The sequence below is a fragment of the Mucilaginibacter metallidurans genome (assembly GCF_003286435.2).
GTDB lineage: Bacteria > Bacteroidota > Bacteroidia > Sphingobacteriales > Sphingobacteriaceae > Mucilaginibacter > Mucilaginibacter gossypii.
Map to the genome: position 1 here is coordinate 5531346 of NZ_CP043449.1, position 19779 is coordinate 5551124.

Annotated in this window: 18 protein-coding genes and 1 tRNA gene; 11 read left to right on the forward strand and 8 right to left on the reverse strand. The window is 42.0% G+C overall.

The features are described 5' to 3' along the window. Positions 1–30 precede the first annotated feature (30 nt). Positions 31–450 (reverse strand): IPExxxVDY family protein, encoded by a 420-nt coding sequence (locus DIU38_RS23475; RefSeq protein WP_090534796.1) that lies wholly within the window; start codon positions 448–450, stop codon positions 31–33. A 154-nt stretch (positions 451–604) separates the two neighbouring features. Between DIU38_RS23475 and DIU38_RS23480 the strand changes: the two genes are divergently transcribed. Genes DIU38_RS23480 through rnc form a run of 3 tightly spaced genes read left to right on the forward strand, consistent with a single transcriptional unit; the run spans position 605 to position 2850 of the window. Next, on the forward strand, positions 605–841 hold the full coding sequence (locus tag DIU38_RS23480; protein ID WP_031266521.1) for an acyl carrier protein: 237 nt from the start codon (positions 605–607) through the stop codon (positions 839–841). Positions 842–860: 19 nt separating this feature from the next. Continuing rightward, positions 861–2114: a beta-ketoacyl-ACP synthase II gene (fabF, locus tag DIU38_RS23485; protein WP_112651754.1), complete on the forward strand. Its 1254-nt coding sequence runs from the start codon at positions 861–863 to the stop codon at positions 2112–2114. A 10-nt stretch (positions 2115–2124) separates the two neighbouring features. Beyond that, positions 2125–2850 (forward strand): ribonuclease III, encoded by a 726-nt coding sequence (rnc, locus tag DIU38_RS23490; protein ID WP_090534754.1) that lies wholly within the window; start codon positions 2125–2127, stop codon positions 2848–2850. A gap of 19 nt (positions 2851–2869) precedes the next feature. Here rnc and DIU38_RS23495 read toward each other — a convergent pair whose 3' ends face one another. Next, positions 2870–3679, reverse strand: a complete 810-nt coding sequence (locus DIU38_RS23495) for a hypothetical protein (RefSeq protein WP_112651756.1) — start codon at positions 3677–3679, stop codon at positions 2870–2872. Positions 3680–3913: 234 nt separating this feature from the next. Between DIU38_RS23495 and DIU38_RS23500 the strand changes: the two genes are divergently transcribed. From DIU38_RS23500 to nadD, 3 genes are all read left to right on the forward strand, one after another. Further along, positions 3914–4789 (forward strand): YicC/YloC family endoribonuclease, encoded by an 876-nt coding sequence (locus tag DIU38_RS23500; RefSeq protein ID WP_243770680.1) that lies wholly within the window; start codon positions 3914–3916, stop codon positions 4787–4789. Between the two features lie 79 nt (positions 4790–4868). Then, entirely contained in the window at positions 4869–5492 is a 624-nt protein-coding gene (gmk, locus tag DIU38_RS23505) for a guanylate kinase (RefSeq protein WP_149354155.1), read from the forward strand. A gap of 43 nt (positions 5493–5535) precedes the next feature. Beyond that, positions 5536–6108, forward strand: a complete 573-nt coding sequence (nadD, locus tag DIU38_RS23510; protein ID WP_090534747.1) for a nicotinate (nicotinamide) nucleotide adenylyltransferase — start codon at positions 5536–5538, stop codon at positions 6106–6108. A 71-nt stretch (positions 6109–6179) separates the two neighbouring features. Here the strand turns inward: nadD and DIU38_RS23515 are convergent, their stop codons facing one another. The 4 genes from DIU38_RS23515 to DIU38_RS23530 all read right to left on the reverse strand — a co-directional run bounded on the left by DIU38_RS23515 (position 6180) and on the right by DIU38_RS23530 (position 10574). Further along, a complete protein-coding gene (locus tag DIU38_RS23515; protein WP_090534746.1) occupies positions 6180–6641 on the reverse strand; it encodes a MaoC family dehydratase in 462 nt (153 codons plus the stop codon). Between the two features lie 63 nt (positions 6642–6704). Further along, entirely contained in the window at positions 6705–8321 is a 1617-nt protein-coding gene (locus DIU38_RS23520) for an ATP-dependent DNA ligase (protein ID WP_112651760.1), read from the reverse strand. Next, positions 8318–9412, reverse strand: a complete 1095-nt coding sequence (locus tag DIU38_RS23525; protein WP_112651762.1) for a ligase-associated DNA damage response exonuclease — start codon at positions 9410–9412, stop codon at positions 8318–8320. The genes DIU38_RS23520 and DIU38_RS23525 overlap by 4 nt, the downstream gene beginning before the upstream one ends. A gap of 259 nt (positions 9413–9671) precedes the next feature. Next, complete coding sequence (locus DIU38_RS23530; RefSeq protein WP_112651764.1) at positions 9672–10574, reverse strand: S66 peptidase family protein; 903 nt, start codon at positions 10572–10574, stop codon at positions 9672–9674. A 137-nt stretch (positions 10575–10711) separates the two neighbouring features. Here DIU38_RS23530 and metG point away from each other — a divergent pair, with 137 nt between their 5' ends. The 5 genes from metG to DIU38_RS23555 all read left to right on the forward strand — a co-directional run bounded on the left by metG (position 10712) and on the right by DIU38_RS23555 (position 15798). After that, positions 10712–12781 (forward strand): methionine--tRNA ligase, encoded by a 2070-nt coding sequence (gene metG / locus DIU38_RS23535; protein WP_112651766.1) that lies wholly within the window; start codon positions 10712–10714, stop codon positions 12779–12781. Between the two features lie 137 nt (positions 12782–12918). Beyond that, positions 12919–12990, forward strand: a tRNA-Arg gene (locus DIU38_RS23540). 259 nt (positions 12991–13249) lie between these two features. Then, positions 13250–14545: a site-specific integrase gene (locus DIU38_RS23545; RefSeq protein WP_112651768.1), complete on the forward strand. Its 1296-nt coding sequence runs from the start codon at positions 13250–13252 to the stop codon at positions 14543–14545. Between the two features lie 102 nt (positions 14546–14647). After that, a complete protein-coding gene (locus DIU38_RS23550; RefSeq protein ID WP_112651770.1) occupies positions 14648–15154 on the forward strand; it encodes a DUF6922 domain-containing protein in 507 nt (168 codons plus the stop codon). Beyond that, a complete protein-coding gene (locus DIU38_RS23555; protein WP_112651772.1) occupies positions 15112–15798 on the forward strand; it encodes a nucleotidyl transferase AbiEii/AbiGii toxin family protein in 687 nt (228 codons plus the stop codon). Before DIU38_RS23550 ends, DIU38_RS23555 begins: the two co-directional genes overlap by 43 nt. A gap of 884 nt (positions 15799–16682) precedes the next feature. On the opposite strand, the gene DIU38_RS23560 is transcribed toward DIU38_RS23555, so the two are convergent. Both DIU38_RS23560 and DIU38_RS23565 read right to left on the reverse strand, forming a co-directional pair. Continuing rightward, positions 16683–17990, reverse strand: a complete 1308-nt coding sequence (locus DIU38_RS23560; RefSeq protein WP_146750351.1) for a hypothetical protein — start codon at positions 17988–17990, stop codon at positions 16683–16685. A 3-nt stretch (positions 17991–17993) separates the two neighbouring features. Further along, positions 17994–18800, reverse strand: a complete 807-nt coding sequence (locus DIU38_RS23565; RefSeq protein ID WP_167516257.1) for a caspase family protein — start codon at positions 18798–18800, stop codon at positions 17994–17996. Positions 18801–19779 lie beyond the last annotated feature (979 nt).

The window sequence follows — 19779 nt, forward strand, 5'->3', positions numbered from 1 at the left end:
TGTAAAACCAACATCTTTTTAAATTCGGCGCTAAAATAAAAGATTTTCCCGTGATTTTATTTTTTTTGGGTCAATCTTTACAGCTGCAACGATCTCTGGTATTTTATTTAGCGATGAAATGATCGTATCAAGCTCATTATCATCTATATAGTTGCGGATCATTAAAAAATAGTCGGCACTTTTTATTTCAGGCACCAGGTAGCCATCTGAGCCTTTATTGCCTATAAAGAAGAAGTCTGTTTCGGTGGTCTCCCAGCTGTAACGGTATAATGAAAACAAAACAGGTTCGCTCCCGGGGTAAATATCTACTTCCAGGTCATCGGTTTTTACGAAATTAAAATTTAAGTACTTGTTTATAAGAAAACAAACCCGGTAATCTTTAAGTGAGCTTGTTACTGCAATGAGCACAAAATCAAAATCGATCTCAAACTTTAAAAATTTCCTGTTCAAAATCATTACTTTTACGCCGTCAAAATTACTAATACAAACCGTTTCAATAAAATTTTGTTTAGAGATTTATATTGTAAAAGTTTTAGATTTGTTTATTGACAGAATTTATTTTTCTTTGCACTGAATTTTTATTAATCATTAAACTATAAAGACTATGTCTGATATCGCTTCAAGAGTAAAAGCTATTATCGTAGAAAAACTGGGTGTTGACGAAAGTGAAGTTACGCCAGAAGCGAGTTTCACCAACGATCTTGGTGCCGACTCGTTAGACACCGTGGAATTAATCATGGAGTTTGAAAAAGAATTTAACGTGGCTATTCCTGACGATCAGGCTGAAACTATTGGTACTGTTGGCCAGGCAGTTGCTTACCTTGAAAAAAACGTTAAATAAAACTCCTTAACTGGATTAAATGGAGTTTAAAAGAGTTGTAGTAACCGGGCTTGGAGCACTTACTCCTATTGGTAACACTGTTTCAGATTATTGGAACGGACTGATCAATGGAGTAAGTGGCGCTGCCTTGATCAAAAGTTTTGATACCGAAAAATTCAAAACTAAGTTCGCGTGCGAAGTAAAACACTTTGACGCGGATGGTTTTTTGGGCCGTAAAGACGCCCGCAAATTGGATCCCTTTGTACAATACGCCTTATTTTCAACCGAAGAAGCCGTAAAAGACGCAGGATTAGATTTTTCAAAACTGGATACCAGCCGTATTGGCGTTATCTGGGGTTCGGGTATTGGGGGTTTAAAAACTTTCCTCGACGAGGTGACGGCCTTTGCCAAAGGTGATGGCTCTCCGCGTTTTAACCCGTTCTTCATCCCTAAAATGATTGCCGATATAGCTCCCGGCCATATATCTATTAAATATGGTTTGCGCGGTCCCAACTTCACTACTGTTTCGGCATGTGCTTCATCAAATAATTCCCTGATAGATTCATTTAACTACATCCGCTTGGGTAAAGCTAACATGTTCATCAGCGGTGGTTCTGAAGCCATTATCAACGAAGCCGGCATAGGTGGTTTTAACGCCATGCACGCATTATCAACCCGAAACGATGATCCGGCAACGGCATCGCGTCCGTTTGATCTGGACAGGGATGGTTTTGTGGCCGGTGAAGGAGCAGGTACTATTATTTTAGAGGAGTTAGAACATGCTAAAGCCCGCGGCGCTAAAATATACGCCGAAATGGTGGGTGGCGGCATGAGTGCCGATGCCTATCACATGACAGCACCTCATCCCGATGGCTTAGGTGCCGCATTTGTAATGCGCGCAGCCCTCGAAGATGCTAACCTTAGCCCTGCCGATATTGATTATGTGAACGTTCACGGCACATCAACCCCAATCGGTGATCCGCAGGAAATTAAAGCAATACAGGATGTGTTTGGTGATGATATTTACCGTATCAACATTAGCTCAACCAAATCAATGACAGGCCATTTACTTGGGGCTGCCGGCGCGGTTGAAGCTATTGCTTCGATACTGGCATTAAAACATGGTATCATCCCTCCAACCATTAATCACTTCACTGATGATCCGGCTTTTGATCCTAAGATCAATTTCACTTTCAATACCGCTCAAAAACGCGATATTAATATAGTGCAAAGCAATGGATTTGGTTTTGGCGGACACAACGCTTCTGTGATATTTAAAAAGTACGAAGATTAATTGTGGTTTGATGCCTATAAGTCGGTTCTACAAGCTTTATATATCACCCAACAGAAAGTATGTTAAAATTTTAAAGAATTTGCTCGGTTTTGTGCCGGGCAATTTGTCTTTATACCGCATGGCTTTTCGTCATAAATCGGTAGCCCAAAACATCAAGAAGGGGGTAAAAAACAGTAACGAACGCCTGGAGTTTTTGGGCGATGCCGTACTGGGCAGTGTTGTTGCTGAAGTGCTTTTTAAATTATACCCTTATGAAGATGAGGGCTTTTTGACCGAATTACGCTCAAAAATAGTAAGCCGTGTAAACCTTAACGCACTCGGAAAAAAACTTGGCTTTGATAAATTGATTGAGTATGACAACCGTATGCTTAACTCGAGCAGGCAGGGATCATTACTGGGCGATGCATTTGAAGCCCTGATTGGCGCGGTTTATTTGGATAAAGGCTATGACTTTACCAAAAACTTCCTCATCAACCACATCATAAAACCTCATATTGATATTCATACGCTTGAGCAAACCGAAACTAACTTCAAAAGCAAGCTTATTGAATGGTGCCAGCGACATGGCCGCGATATTATTTTTGAACTGGTAACCAACCAGGACGGCGAAAGCACCAAGCTTTTCACTGTACAGGCCAACATAGATGGTGAAGTAATGGGCTCGGGCAAAGAGTTCAGTAAAAAGAACGCCGAAAAGCTTGCCGCCGAAAAAGCATGCGAAGCCCTGGGCATCTGATTCAAAGTTTTTTTAACAATTAAAGCGGTGGCTGCTTTTCTTTTTTAAGCTGCACCGGCCCTTCACCCAGTTTAACAGTCGAATCCGGCACGATGAATGTTGGGCTGTTGAGCTTTTCGAGCTTTTCTTTATCACTGCTGTTTTTGTAATATTCATATGCCCGTATGGTGTGCTTAATCAGGTCATAATCAGTCCATGCTTTGATATCCTTATAGGTAGGCGTATAATAATTCATGAACTTACGGGCAAGGCTATCAGTAGCCAGGCCGGTATATTGTTTTACAAATGGAATGTTGTAATGTTTGTGAATTTCGGCCTGCTCCAATTCACCTTGGGCGTTTTGAGCAAAGCGACGTGCGCGATTGGGAGTTGTTCCTAAAAGCTCGTAAAGGCCGGTTACTGGATTACTTAAAAAAGATAACGCGGGCGGCTTGCCATTATAATAAGCTCCCTGTTTCTTATAATCGTTTAACACCTGGTTTATCTCCTGTCTCTTGGTTTGGCCAACAACTTTTACTTCGTCAAGTTTTATAATGGGCTGCATGTAAACGGGCATGTCGCTATTGTTCAGTACCACTACTTTTTGGGGGGTATAGTCATCGCGGGAAAAAAGCAACGTATCGCCAACGCGGGTTTTTATACTAAACCAGCCTACATCGTCACTAAGTATCAATGTTTTAGTGTTGAGATCTTTAACGAAAACCTGCCCCACGCGCTCGTTGGTTACCTTTTTTGAGATAACCCCCTTTACCATAAACTCCTGGGCCGAAACATGAACGGTTATAAGGCATAGAACGCCTGTTACAAGCAGGTATAAATAGTTGCGCATCAGTGATAATTGAACGTAAATATAGGAAGTGTATTTTATTTGAAATGTGAAAAAGTGTTAAAGGGCTTCGCCCTGGTGGTTATAGGTTAGAGATTGGAGGTTAGTTTTGCCATGTAAAAGCAAAAAAACATAACATTAATCATAAATGATTACCGTAAACCGTCGTTTCTCCGGGTGAAAAACACTAATCTCTAACCACCAACCACTAATCTCTAAATTTGCTATCTTTGCCGCATGATAAAATCCATGACAGGGTATGGAATTGCCAGTTTTGATTCGGGCAGTACAAAATACACCGTAGAGGTTAAATCCCTGAACAGCAAATTTTTAGAATTATCACTTCGTTTGCCGAAGATTTTTGCCGAAAAAGAGTTTCAGCTGCGTAATGACTGCAGCAAGCTTATTGAACGCGGTAAAGTAAACTTATCTATCAATACCGAACAGGTAAGCCAGTCGGTAAAAGCGGCGGGGATCGATAAAGATCTGCTTAAACACTACTATAATCAACTTAAATCGGTTAGTGAAGAGCTTGGCGAACCAACCGGCAACTTGCTTCAGCTGGCATTGGGCTTACCCGAAGTTGTTAAATACGAAGAAGATACCATATCCGAAGATGAGTGGAAAGCCGTTGAAAAAACTTTCCAACAGGCTATGGCCGCTTTCCAGGATTTCAGGTCACAGGAAGGGAATGTTATTGAACAGGAAATCAAAGGTCGTATCAATACCATATTAAAAAACCTGGAGCTCGTTGAACTGGAAGATCCAAAACGTGTTCCTTTGATTAAGGAGCGCCTCAATACGTTTTTAGCCGAAGCCGCAAGCCGCGAAGCTATAGATCAAAACCGGTTTGAACAGGAACTGATCTACTATATCGATAAACTTGATATTACCGAAGAAAAGGTAAGGCTGAAAGCGCATTGCGAATACTTTATCGAAACATTAAAAAACGCTGATGCAAACGGCAAAAAGCTGGGCTTCATTTCGCAGGAGATTGGCCGCGAGATCAATACATTAGGATCAAAAGCCAATGATGCCAACATCCAGAAACTGGTAGTAGGCATGAAAGAAGAGCTTGAAAAAATTAAAGAACAACTGTTAAACGTATTGTAAAGTTCATAGATGATGGTTCATAGTTCATGGATTACTTCCATTGCCCTATAGCCAGCTATGAACCATGAACTAATGAACGATGACCAAAGAAGGTAAACTCATCATATTTTCGGCTCCATCAGGTGCTGGTAAAACCACCATAGTACATCATTTGCTGGGAAAAATTCCTGATCTTGAATTTTCCATTTCGGCCACCACGCGTGAGCGCCGCGGCGATGAGGTGCATGAAAAAGATTACTACTTTATAAGCAAAGAAGAGTTTTTGCACCGCATTGCCAAAAAACAGTTTGTTGAATTTGAAGAGGTTTATACCGGTACATTTTATGGCACGCTCCGTACCGAAATTGAGCGCATTTGGGCAAAAGGCAAAACGGTAATATTTGATATTGACGTTGAAGGAGGCCTTCACCTTAAACGCAAATACGGCCCCCAGGCTTTGGCTATATTTGTACAACCGCCATCGCTTGAGGTCTTAATTGAAAGGTTGACCGGCCGTGGCACCGATAGCGAAGAAAAACTGAAAGAACGCTTTGCAAAAGCAGAAAAAGAGCTTAAATACGCTCCGCAATTTGATATTATACTCAAAAATTACGATCTTGAAACGGCTTGCGCAGAGGCGGAGGAATTGGTGAGTAACTTTATTAGCCCCCGGCCCCCTAAAGGGGAGTGCAAAAAACTCATTTTGTACACCGGGAGCATTTAATCTACAAAACTTTTAATTTCCCCTTTAGGGGTTAGGGCACAACATGAAGATAGGCTTACTGTTTGGTTCATTTAATCCTATACATATAGGGCATTTGATTATTGCCAATTATATGGCAAACCATACCACGCTTGATAAGGTGTGGCTGGTGGTATCGCCCCAGAATCCGTTAAAAAAGTATGGCGATCTGATCAACACTTATGACAGATTGGAGATGGCTCGCCTGGCTACTGATAATGCAACCAATATTAGTGTGAGCGATGTTGAGTTGAAGTTGCCCCAGCCATCGTATACCATTGATACCCTTACTCATTTAAAGGAAAAATACCCCGAGCATGAATTTGCCCTCATCATGGGTTCGGATAACCTTGGCTCCCTGCATAAGTGGAAAAACTATAAGCTTATCTTACGCGATTATCGTATTTACGTGTACCCGCGCCCCGGCTATGAAAACGCCGAACTGGCCGATCACCCTTCGGTTACCATCACTATGACGCCGCTTATGGAACTTTCAGCAACGTTTATCCGCAAATCAATAGCCGAAAAAAAGAACGTACAGTTTTTTGTACCAGACCCGGTATTGAAATTTATTGAGAGCAAAAGCTTGTACAGGTAACTCCGTAAATCTAAATCGCCCGTCATCGCTTCGTACCTTACAGCAATAACAGGCGATTATTGAGTGTGGATTTACCCAATAAAATGATATAAAAACACAACTTCGCCGGTAAAAGCCGGTTTGCGTTGGTCTTTTATTTCAAGTTCGATGGCCATGGTGGATTTCGTTGTGCCACGAAGGTTAAGCAAGCTGGTTAGCTTTACTTTTAACCGTACCTCATTATCAACCAGCACCGGTTGTGCAAAACGAAGGTTTTCGATACCGTAATTAATTTCCATTTTCAGGTTTTCGATCTTTACGATCTCTTTCCATAGGTGAGGGATAAGCGAAAGTGTAAGGTAGCCATGTGCAATGGTTGACTTAAACGGGCTTTCAGTTTTTGCCCTTTCCGGGTCGGTATGGATCCATTGGTGATCGAGCGTTGCATCGGCAAATTTGTTGATCTGCTCCTGCGTAATGGTGTGCCATGATGATACGCCAAGGTCGTTGCCAACCTGCTGTTCAAACTCCTGAAAACTGCTGATTACAATCATATTGGTTTATTGATAGTTAGGTTTTTTTAATATTGAAGCCGCAAAGGTATTAAATTATAGTGTTTATTCGCCCAGTAATGCCTTTAAGCTTTCCAATGTATCAGCCTCTTCTTTGGGTTTATCATGCCGCCACCTCAAGATCCGCGGAAAACGCAATGCTATGCCCGATTTATGACGGGTGGATTTATTGATGCCCTCAAAACCTATTTCAAACACCAGCTCGGGCTTTACGGTACGTACGGGACCAAATTTTTCGATGGTATTGCGTTTTATAAAATAATCAACCTTATTGATCTCTGCATCGGTAAGCCCCGAATACGCCTTGGCAAAAGGCACCAGTTTATCGCCATCCCAAACAGCAAAAGTATAATCTGTATACAGATCGGCCCGGCGGCCATGCCCCTTTTGCGCATAGATCAACACAGCATCCACCGATAGCGGATCGATCTTCCATTTCCACCAATCGCCCCTGCGGCGGCCTACCTGGTAGGCCGCGCTTTTGCGTTTCAGCATGATCCCCTCGGCTATCATAGCGCGCGACTGTTCCCTGATACTTCCAAGCTGTTCCCAGCTTTCAAACTGAATCAGCGATGAAATACGGAACACTTCGGAATATCGTGTTTCTGTTTGTAACTGCTCCAAAATCTCCCGTCTTTCGGTTTGGGTTTTATAGCGGATATCTTCACCTTTATGTTCCAGGCAATCATAAGCAATAACGGCTACAGGGCTTTCTTCCAGAATTTTTTTGCTGAGATTCTTCCTGCCGATCCGCGTTTGCAACACATTAAACGGCATAGGCAAGCCATTTTGGAAACTGAGGATCTCACCGTCAATCACTGTACCATCGGGCAGGGCATTTAAAAAGAGATGCAACTCAGGAAACTTTTCAGTAGCCAGATCTTCGCCGCGGCTCCAGATAAATATTTCCCCATTACGCTTTATCATCTGCGCACGGATCCCATCCCACTTCCACTCAGCCTGCCAATCGGATGCATCGCCGAGGGCAATCCCTACTTCGGCAGGAGTTTTTTGTTTTTCGGATGTTTCCTGGATAGGATAGGCCAGGAAAAAAGGATAAGGCCGGGAGATACTAGCTTCGGCATCCTGCTCTGCCAGCAATTGCGAAAACTGATAGGTTTCGGGCAGCCAGCTCCCCATAATGCGATGGGTAAGTACTGCGGGTTCGAGTCCGGAAATATCCGCCAGCGCCTTGATTACCAGATTTTGCGATACCCCAACCCTGAAACTGCCGGTAAGCAGTTTGTTAAAAACAAAGCGCTCCTGGTTATCCAGCATGGCCCATGATTCCATCAGCCATTCTTTTTTTTGCTCTTCGGTTTTATCGTTAAGGGCATTGATCTCAGCTATCCATTCGGTGAGTGCTTTGCTGCTGCTTGCGTCACTTTGGGGCATAAGCAGCGCCATAGTTTCTGCCAAATCTCCCACTACATGATAGCTTTCCTCAAACAGCCAGGCAGGAATGTGTGATGCCTCGATAGCCCAGTTTCGTACCAGCGTTGAATTGATCTGCCGCTTTGGCCGGCGACCGGTAAACAAAGCAAGCATGTGCATTTTATCGGTATCGGGCACCGTATTAAAATAGTCTTTTAATACTTTAACCTTTTCGTTGGTTTTATTGGTTTCGTCAAGCGAAAGAAAGAGTTGGGCGAAGGCTTTCATGAAATGGCCCCCTCTAAATCTCCCCCGGAAGGGGAGACTTTCTTGCTCGCTTCATATTCATTTAACCCCTCCCCTTCCGGGGGAGGTTGGGTGGGGGCTTCCTCTTCGCCGCCATAAAGCGTATGCACCTCCCGGGCATTAAAACCAATCTCATTTAAATATCTCGAAAACGTGGCTGTGTATCCATGGGTGAGGTAAACGCATTCGCAACACGTAGCGTCAATAGCGCTAATGAGACCATCCCAATCGGCATGATCGGACAGAACAAAACCCCTGTCGGCAGCACGACGGCGTTTAGCTCCGCGAATAGCCATCCAACCAGAGCAATATCCAAAACTATACGGCTGAAACTTCCGCATCCAGGGCGTACCTACTGATGAGGGTGGCGCTATGATGATGCCTTTCCTAACCTCTTCTTTTGAGCTTTCCGCGGTTATCCGCTCGGTTGGGTTTAACAATACACCATTACGGCGCAGGGCTTCATTGGTATTTTCGATAACACCATGAGTATAAACCCTGCCATTAAACAGATCGAGGTTTTGCAATATTCGTTGTGCTTTTCCTAAAGAATAACCCACCAATACGGTGGCCAGTCCATTATCAAGGTTATTACGCCACCAGCTATTGATTTCGTTAAAAGTTTGTACCTGCGGCTTCCATTGGTAAACCGGCATCCCAAAAGTACACTCTGAAATAAAGTGATGGCTTTTAACCGGCTCAAATGGAGTAGAGATCCCATCATCTTCTACCTTGTAATCGCCGGATACTACCCAAACCTCGCCTTTGTATTCAACCCGGATCTGCGCTGAGCCGATCACGTGGCCTGCCGGGAAGAGTGACACAGTAACACCATTCTTGTGTACTATTTCACCATACTCAACCGTTTGCAGGTTGATTTCGCCTAAACGGTACAATAAAACCTCGCGTGAAAGATGATGGGCAAGGTAATGTTTATGCCCCCAATAAGCATGATCGGCATGGGCGTGGGTTATTACAGCATTATCAACCGGCTTCCATGGATCGATATAAAATTTGCCCTGCGCGCAGTAAATCCCTTTATCTGTAAATTCAAGCAGTGGTTTTTTAGCCATGTTATATAAACTACTGATAAGCAAATTGGTTTGCTTCGCCCCCCTGCCCCCTAAAGGGGGAGCTTTAAAAGCATAGGGCTGCGCGGTTCCCTCTTCAGAGCAGGCTCGTCAACTTAAGGAATAAAAAGCGGGGAATGAGCGATTCCCCTCTTGAGAGGGGCGGAGGGGTGTGTTTATGCAACGAGCTAATGAATGTCGCCGCCCCCCTGCTACCACCCTTTCCATCGCGCCCCCTCTCAAGAGGGGATTTGAAAAAATCTCACTTAAACCACAATTTGGCATCCTTTTCATCAACCTTCAAATGCACTTCCCGCCCCAATACCAAACTGTTATTATCTGGAATATGCCCGGCCGGGAAATCGAAACATACCGGGTAGTCGTATCCTTTAACTATATCCATCACTATTTGCGAAACAGTTTGACCGAAAGGGATATCATTATCTTTAATATCAGTAAAGCCGCCTACTACCAGGCCGGCAAGATTTTTTAGTTTACCCGCCCTGTCCAACATGCGCAGCATCCTGTCTATCGAGTAAAGATATTCGCCGATATCTTCTATAAACAGAATTTTCCTTACGTAGTCTAAATCAGATACCGAACCGGCTGCTGCAACCAACAGGGATAAATTACCCCCTACTATGATACCTGAAGTTACGCCGGGCTTATTGGTATCATGTGTTATAAATTCATAGCTTAATTCTTCGCCAAATAAGGCTCTTCGTAAAGTATCGATCGAATGTTTGGATGCATCAGGGATATTAACCGGCATTTGCCCGTGAATAGTTTGGGCACCATAATTAGTGAACAAGTGCGTATGCAATAGGGTTATATCGCTAAAGCCGATAAGCCATTTGGGATTTCGTGAAAAACGGCTAAAGTCAACCTTGTCAATCATCCTCACGGTTCCATAGCCCCCACGGGCGGCAATGATAGCTTTGATACTGTCATCATCAATAAATCGCTGCATATCGGCAGCCCTAAAATCATCATCGCCGGCAAATTGGTGAAATGAGGCTTCTACAGTATCTCCCAAAACAACTTCCAGTCCCCAGCTCTGCAGAAGCGCGATAGCATCTGTCATGGGGTTGGGCAGTTTTTTGGCAGGACAGGTGATGGCTATTTTGTCGCCTTTTTCGAGGTATGGGGGTTGAGTTTGAACCATGATTTTAAAGATTGAACGATTACCTTGATAATAAGAGAAAAAAATCAGGAAATCCTTAAATCATGAGCATCATGGTTCAGGCATTTTTCCCACTTAAATCAATTATCTTTGCACACTATTTACCAAGGCGATATTTAATGTCACAACTCAACAAATATAAACGATTCACCATTACATCGGCCCTGCCTTATGCCAACGGCCCCTTACATATTGGTCACCTGGCTGGTGCTTACTTACCGGCAGATATTTTTGTACGGTATTTAAGGCTTAAAAAGAAAGATGTAGTGTATATATGCGGTTCGGATGAGCATGGTGCGGCCATTACCATCAAAGCCAAAAAAGAAGATACTACCCCGCAAGCTATCATCGATAAATATCACAAGCAAATAAAAGATAGTTTTGAAGAGTTCGGGATTGCATTTGATATTTACCACCGTACCTCATCGCCTATTCATCATGAGCTGAGCCAGGAGTTTTTCCTGAACTTGTATGAAAAAGATGAGTTTGTTGAGAAATTCTCTGATCAGTACTTTGATGAAGACTATCAGCAGTTCCTGGCCGACCGTTATATCATTGGTACCTGCCCTAATTGCGGCAATGAAAATGCCTACGGCGACCAGTGCGAGCGCTGCGGTACTTCTCTTAGTCCTACCGATCTCATCAACCCGATCTCGACCCTGAGCGGCAAAAGTCCGGTATTGAAATCAACCAAACACTGGTACCTGCCTTTGGATAAATACCAGCCATGGCTGGAGCAGTGGATTGACGCCAAGGAAGGCAGCTGGAAAGTTAACGTTTTTGGCCAGTGCAAATCATGGCTTAAATCGGGCCTGCAACCACGCTCCATGACACGCGACCTTGACTGGGGCATTGATGTGCCATTAGCCGAAGCCAAAGGCAAAAAGCTTTACGTGTGGATGGATGCGCCAATAGGTTATATTTCGGCCACCAAGCAATGGGCTATTGATAACAAAAAGGACTGGAAATTATACTGGAAAAAACAAGCCGACGAGCAGGATGATGCCTGTCTGCTTCATTTTATCGGCAAGGATAATATCGTGTTCCACTGTATTATTTTCCCTTCGATACTGCATGCACACGGCGAATTCATTTTACCGCAAAACGTACCAGCCAACGAGTTTTTGAATTTAGAGGGCGATAAACTTTCTACCTCACGCAACCACGCAGTTTGGCTGCATGAGTATTTGGAAGAATTTCCGGGCAAACAGGATGAGTTGCGCTATGTGTTAACCTCTATCCTGCCCGAAACCAGCGACAGCGAATTTACCTGGAAAGATTACCAGGCACGCGTAAATAACGAGCTGGTTGCCATCCTTGGCAACTTTTTGAACCGGGTAATGATATTGATGCACAAATTTTACGATGGTAAAATTGAGGCAGACACCGACAGGATAGAATTTACCGACGAAAACCTGAGCAATGGCATAGGCGAATATTATGATGAGATAGAGAAAAACCTTGAGGCTTACCGCTATCGCCAGGCTTTACAAGCTGTAATGGATATGGCCCGCTTAGGTAACCGCTACCTCACTGAAAAAGAGCCATGGAAAACCATTAAAACAGACCCTGCCGCCGCTAAAGAAGCGCTGCACAACTGTTTAGTATTGATTGGCCACCTGGCAACTGCGGCGCAGGCATTTTTACCTACTACGGCTAAGAAGATCATCACCATGCTTAATCTGCCTAATGAGCCGATTGCTTATGATCAGGAGATGTATTTCAACAATGGGCACCAGCTAAACCCTGCTGCTCTGTTGTTTGAGAAGGTAGAGGACGATGTGATAGAGGCCCAACTTAAAAAACTTGCAGATAAAAAGGTGGTAGCTCCACCAAAATCGGCCGACGTGCTGCCTGCAAAGGAAAACGTTAATTACGAAACCTTTGCCACCATGGATATCCGCACCGGTACCATTTTAGCTGCCGAAAAGGTTGCCAAAACCAAAAAGCTGCTGAAGCTGACCATCGATACCGGTATCGACGAGCGCACCGTAGTATCAGGAATTGCCGAATATTATGAGCCGGAAAACATTATCGGTCAAAAAGTAAGCATCCTGGTAAACCTGGAGCCAAGAGAGATCAAAGGCATTGTATCGCAAGGCATGATCCTGATGGCCGAAAACAGCGAAGGCAAGTTAAGCTTTGTTGCCCCAACCGAAGATTTTCACAACGGTGCGGTAATTAGGTAGATGTGCAAATTTCAGATGTGCGGATGTGCAAATGAAGCCTGTTTTAAATTTTGATTTTAGGGTGTGATTTTTCAATGAAAAATTGCACCTTTGCAAACTAAATAAAAGATCGGCCTTTTCGAGGTTGATTTTTGAACGGTCCCGTAGTTCAACGGATAGAATAGGAGTTTCCTAAACTCTAGATATGAGTTCGATTCTCGTCGGGACCACATACGCTTAATTCAAAAACAATCAAAAGCCTGCAAATCAAACATTTACAGGCTTTTTAATTTTGGTAAAATGGCCATTTTATGCATCTTTTTTCACTGTTCTGGTGAGTTTTAGAGCGTTTTTTTGCCACTTACCAATTTACTCACCAAAAGTGTCATAAATCATTGATTTTCAACCTGTTCAAAATTTGAACATCTTGATTTTCGTGGCCTGTAAATGTAGGTTTGTAATGATTTGTAAACACAAATTGGTGAGTAAATGAAGACTAAAAATTTTAACCTGCTTTTTTATCTAAAGAAGGTAAAGGGCTATGAATCAGGTGATTTACCTATCTACTTGCGTATTTCCGTTGACGGGAAACGGAGTGAGGCAACTATCGGGCGAGGAATCGAACCTGAAAAATGGGACGAAAAACGTGGAAAAGCGCGTGGAAATACGGAGGATGCCAGGAGTTTAAATGCCCATTTGGACAGTATCCTGGCGAAGCTGAAACGTATCCATACACGACTGCTGGACAGCGAAGAAGAGATCTCTGCCGATACTTTGCGGAACGAGCTGGACGGCAAAGGGAAAAAATCTAAAATGTTGTTGGAGATTTTCAGTGATCATAATAAACAGATGGAATCCCTGATCGGCAGGGGCTTTGGTGCCAATACACATAAAACTTTTAAAAGCTCTCTTAAACATGCGCGGGAATTTGTTGAATGGAAGTTTAAGCGGCCCGATTATGAATTGCGGAAAGTCGATTTTAACTTTATAAAAGATTATGACTTCTTTTTGCGGACTGAAAAGAATTGTATCCCAATTTCTGCCGACAAATATGTTAAGCACTTAAAAAAGATCATCCTGCTTTGCCTGGCCAACAGGTGGATAGTAGTCAATCCTTTTTTACATTACAAATCGACCGCAAAGCCTTCTCCAAGAACTTTTTTAACAAAGCATGAGTTGGACGTTATCCGAAATAAAGCGTTGAGTATTGAACGGCTGAATCTCGTAAGGGATATTTTTATTTTCAGCTGCTACACGGGACTGGCCTATATTGATGTGCAAAAATTGACTCCCAACGAAATAGCTCAAGGCGACGACGGCAAATTATGGGTGTTTACCAAAAGACATAAGACGGATACCCCATCACATATCCCCTTATTAAAAGAGGCGCTCGAAATTATAGAAAATTACAAAGACCACCCTGTATGCGTACGCAGGTCATTACTGTTACCTGTACTGACAAACCAACGGATGAATAGTTATCTAAAGGAAATAGGCGATTTGTGTGGTATCACCAAAACGTTGACCTTTCATATGGCCCGACATACTTTTGCCACTACGATTACTTTATCTAATGGAGTTCCAATGGAAACTGTTTCAAAAATGCTCGGACACAATAGTATTAAGACAACGCAACATTACGCCAAAGTGCTAGATAGCAAAACAAGCGAGGATATGCAGAAGCTTGAAGAACGGCTATATGATAAGGCTACAACGACCGGCAACTTTGAAGCTACAGGGCCGGAACAAATTGAAATGGGGCGTGTAGTCAGCATGTTTCGCTAAGAAACGCACGAACGGATATCATATTATAATTTTTATTTAACACTTCAATTGACAAATATCGTACAATATTGGTTGAAAAGTTATTTTACATATCTTTGTATAATGAAGGAACAGACAGATCAAAACCGGCGCGTCTTGGTAGTTCAGTGGAAAAAACTGGCTGAGCATAGTTTTGAAATATTCTCCAGCCTGAAAAATTTCTGTGAAAATCATCCCGCTTATAACTATAACACCCTGAATAATTACCTGTCAAAGAGAAAAATCCCGTTTGAAAATGACGAGATCCGTATAGAAAGAAAACCGGTACAACACCGATCCGCTCAACCCGACCTGCCGAAACATTTATTCTGGGAGTTTGACTTTGATAAAATGGATTGGCAGCGGAGTTATCGGACTGTAATAGAACGTGTCATCGAAAGAGGGCTACCCGCGGAATGGGAAACAATGATCAACTTTTACAGCAGGAAACGTGTAATTAGTGCATTAACAGAAGATATACCTTATTTAACCGACCACGGCATGGAAGCCGCTTGTACCTATTTTCAGTTGAGTAAAACTCAACTCAAATGCTACACACGGAAACTGTTACGCCAGGAACACTGGAATTGATCCATCGCTTGATGGATGATGAAAAATTAAAACAATTTTATTTGGTAGGAGGCACTGCACTATCATTAATGCTTGGCCACCGGTTATCAATTGATATAGATCTTTTTACGGCCGATAGTTTTGATGGTTTGGAATTGGCTAAACACTTAAACGATGATCATCAGGCAACTATCTTAAATGCACGTAACAATTTTTTAACTGGTCATATTAATGGTGTAAGGCTGGACATGTTGTTGCACAACTACCCTCACGTAAATCGAGTACTCGATCCTGAAGGTATCCGAATGCTCGGTTTGGAAGATATCGCTGCTATGAAGATAAACGCCATAGTAGGGAATGGTACACGGTTAAAAGATTTTGTAGATATCCATTACCTATTGAAAGAAATGCCCTATCAGCAGATTGTTGAGGCCTACTTAACTAAATACCCTAATACGAATAGCCATCAAGTGAGGATGTCGTTGCTCCATCACCAGGATATAGATTTCACAACTGAGATTATGCTTATCAAGGATGAATTTAAATGGTCGGTTATCGAAAGATCGATCAAAGCTGCCATTGCTGACCATGAACTTATTCTACAAAAAAATATCGTCCAGACCATTAAACGCAGACCTAAAAAGGGCTTCGGTCGCAAGATGTGATTTGATATGCAGGCAGGATAGAATTCGTGATAGTGAACACACAAATTGTATTCTATGGCTGGTCAAGATCAAGGACTTCGTAAGGATGTAAAACATCGGTAATCAGGACGTGCGGATGAACTGAAACTTGCCGACGAGAATCGAACAGTGCCTTTAATTATATGAAATAGAGTATTTTAGCTGATTGATAATTCACTACTCACCGAATTACTCACCGCGTTTTTTGATACAGATTGATCGCAAATCTTTAATGTAAATATAGCTATTTTGAAATTATTTCAAAGGATGAAAGCTTCTGTTTTACAAAACCAAATTGAATGCTATTTTCCCATGTCTTCTGCTGTATATTAGATGGACTCATTTGATGAATTGCAAATATCTGTAGGATACCAAAGGTTAAATATGATGGCTGTTTGGAGGGCTATAGCTTGAATTATCGTTACATGACTTGAATATTTTCCATCATCTGGCAATAATTTTAAAATTTTAACAGTGCTTTGTTATCTATGGCTCTGAATTCCTGCTAACGGGATTTTTAATTGTAGACTTTTTAAACTTTGATCGAAATATGTAAGGGAATCAATTCTTATTTGAGTCTCCATTTTTAAATACTATCTATATAGTTACTCCAAATTCGCTTTCATTCACAAAATATCGCATAGTTGTTTACTATGCGCTTTCGTCATCTCCATTTCCACAGATGAGTATCGGATAAATTGAAATTTAGAAGAAGCCCTTTATCATTATCAGATATGCTCGATAGAATGGTTTCCGGGGCAGAAAACTGGGCGTTGAACGGCAAGGTGGAATTGAAGGAATAACCGCCGATTTTAAACGATATCAATACCGTTATGCCGCCTGTTTAACGACAGGCGGCATTTAATTTATTGCTGGTCAAGACTTTTTTGAAGGTCTCTGATTTTAACTTCCGTTTCTAAACGTTTAGCTTCCTTTTCCCGCTCTGTATCTTTACTATCTCCCCTTGCAAACTTTACTGCGTCAGTTAGGCCAGATGTTACTCCGCCGATCTGGTCAGACGAAATTGCGGAACTTCCGATTACTACTTTTTTCAACTCACCTGTTACAGGATCTAATGAAAACGTGAGTTTGTTTTTTTCAGTATTTAGCCTTCCGACAATGCCCCATTGAGGTATCTTTATAAAATCATCATAAATAGTTTCCTCTTTCTTATCTACCAGTTTAAATTCCTTTTGGGATGGGATATTATAGGCAAACCCGTTGGAAGGGAACGAACTCCGGCCAATGGCGTTCTGTAATGTTTGCGGGTGAGAGGTAAATTTAATTTTAAAACTCTCTTTGGGATCAAGCTCGGCCGTGAAAATGTTGACAGCCCAAAGTTCCTGCGAAAGTTCTTTGTTAAATGTAAGTTTACCATTATCCGGGTTTAAGGAAAATAGCGTTTGGTATTGGTTGTCTGCAGGTACGGATTCTGCTTTAGGGGTATAGTAAAGTTTGGTAATTTTTATTGTTTTCTTTTCCTTGTAAAAATGTTCAGCGAAGGCTTTATCATATTTGCCCTGTAGAATGCTTTTCCGGTCTTTATAGATATCATTATTAATAATATGATCTAACGCATCCATTTTCGTTTTAATTTCATCTAAATCGTCGAATGTTACTCTCGGCGTTGCAGCCAAAGTCTCCTCCGGGCCTTTGAATACGGCAGCCGCTATAGATACAACACTGCTAAAGGTTTTAACCACCAGGTCAAATGTCTTATCTTCCGTAAAAGACTCTCCATCTGTTACAATGCCGTCACTGCCATAAGTAAAACTGACCGACTTATTTTTGTTCCATTTTTTTTCGGCATCAGTAAAAAACACTTTAGCATAATCAGGTTTGGCTATCAATGCGACTTTAACGGAGTCATTGCCAATCGAAGATTTTTCGAATTTCCTTTCCGCCTTTTTTATTAAAATTTTATAAATATCAGCATCAAAACCGTATTTCAATGCTAGAATCTTTTGTTCATCATCACTGTAATCCGCGATCAATGTACTGCTCCCTATATAGCTTTGGGTCGTAACAGGTATAGCAATTACAATAGCAGCTTTGGGCAAGATGTAATAGGGGTTGCCATTTAATGGGTTACCGGAAGATAATTGGTAATAAGGCTGTGCCATGGCTGATGCGCTCAACAAAACAAGCATCAATGTCAGGAATCGTGTTTTCATATGTTAATTGTTAAAAGGTTTACGCAGGGCTAACTGATCGGTCCCAGTTCCGATCTCGTGATATTGAAGGGCCTGTCTGTCGCCAGCCATCAGATCCCGGACTTCACAGGCGAGTTTCCTGTAGTTATACTGCTCCCATTGTCCGGTTGACAGTGCTACATTAAAGATATATAATAAGCTTCTGGTCAGTAGGCCCCCCGCTTCGTTTCCAATCGCCAGATCCTCATCAGCAGTTGCACCAAAATAGATCAGGCTGTATGATTCCGGGATAGGCTTGCCAAACGTGCAATTTGCCAGTTCTTGTTGTTGTTTATTAACGCTTTTGGCAAATGACTGGAAGTTTTTGTTTTCTTTATCTTTTACTGGTTTGAAATCCAGGAATAATGAATTGAATTTATACGTTGTCCCTGAATGGCAGCAGTCCATCATAAAACAGTTGATCGTTTTGGTGAAATATTTCCTCATTATCACATCAATTTCATCATCAACTACAAATTGATCGTAAGCTACCAATACCTGGTCGTACTTGCTATTTCTTTCATCGTGGTTGATATCTGGTATTGTATCGCCATGACCCGAATAATAAAATATAAACATATCGCCAGGCTTTACGATTCCGCCAATTCGTTCCATCGCTGCAAGTATGTCTTCGTGTGTAGCATCCTCCCCTTTTAGTACCTTTACATCACCGGGAGGAAGCCTTAATATTGCCTGAATGTCACCTAGATCTTTTTGTACTCCGGCAACGGCTGCATTGTTATAAGAACGGCCGTATTGTGTTGCATAACGTTGCACGTTGATTTTATTCATTCCTATCAGGAGTGCATAAGTTTTTGGGGTGCAATAAGAAGAGAAGGGCACGCATAATAATGCCAATAGCAGATTGAATTGATTCTTCATCATGAAAAAGGTAAGGTGAAAAAGCCGTTATCGGAAATAGTCCGGTAATTCTTTACTAATATAATCAATCTATCTTTATAACTATATTATGTTTTGTATATTAGTGTGTTATTGATTGCTTTTTGGTAAATATTGTATTTATTTCACAGTTTTAGGATATTAGAAATTTCAATAACTGTATGATTTTGACTAATCAATTGTTTTATCAACCACAGTTAATCTAAATCCCGAGATTGCCCCTTTACCTATCTGACTTTTTTCCAAACCTTTCCGCATTCTGTTTCTATAATCTCTCTTGAAAAGAATAAACTTGGCCGAGTACTTTTACTCTGATCGCGTTCTGATCATGCACCCTGTTATAACAATTGAACCGGAGTTTTTGGTGAGCGGGTGAGATACCTGACCCTTCATCGCAAAAAAAACGTCTACTTTTTTAGCGTCGCATTTACAATGCTTTTTCGGAAACTTACATTGTCTACACGCGGATCCGACAAATGGAATAAATCAACAAAGTGTAAGAAAGGATTTAGCGCTTCCATTACCTGGCCATTCCCCGTCCGGCGTCTTTAATTTCGTGATCACCTGCTGTGAACCTTCGCATTGATGTCATTAGTATTTCAATAAATACGTGATCAGCTACGTGTTTGAACAGTATGAATAAACTAAGCAAATATTTTTCGCCAATTCCCTATAAGCAGGCTATGAATCGCGCTTCAGGAGGATTCTGTCGATTTATTGACCGTTTGGCGTAAGTTATTCAGCACAGGGTTCAATTTATCCAGGGCGGTTTGCTGGTAACCGATACCAGCCTCAGGATAGATCGAAATATTAAGCGGCAGTTCCTGACCTTCAAAATTTTGCTACATAATTTGGATATCCGCGCTTTCAA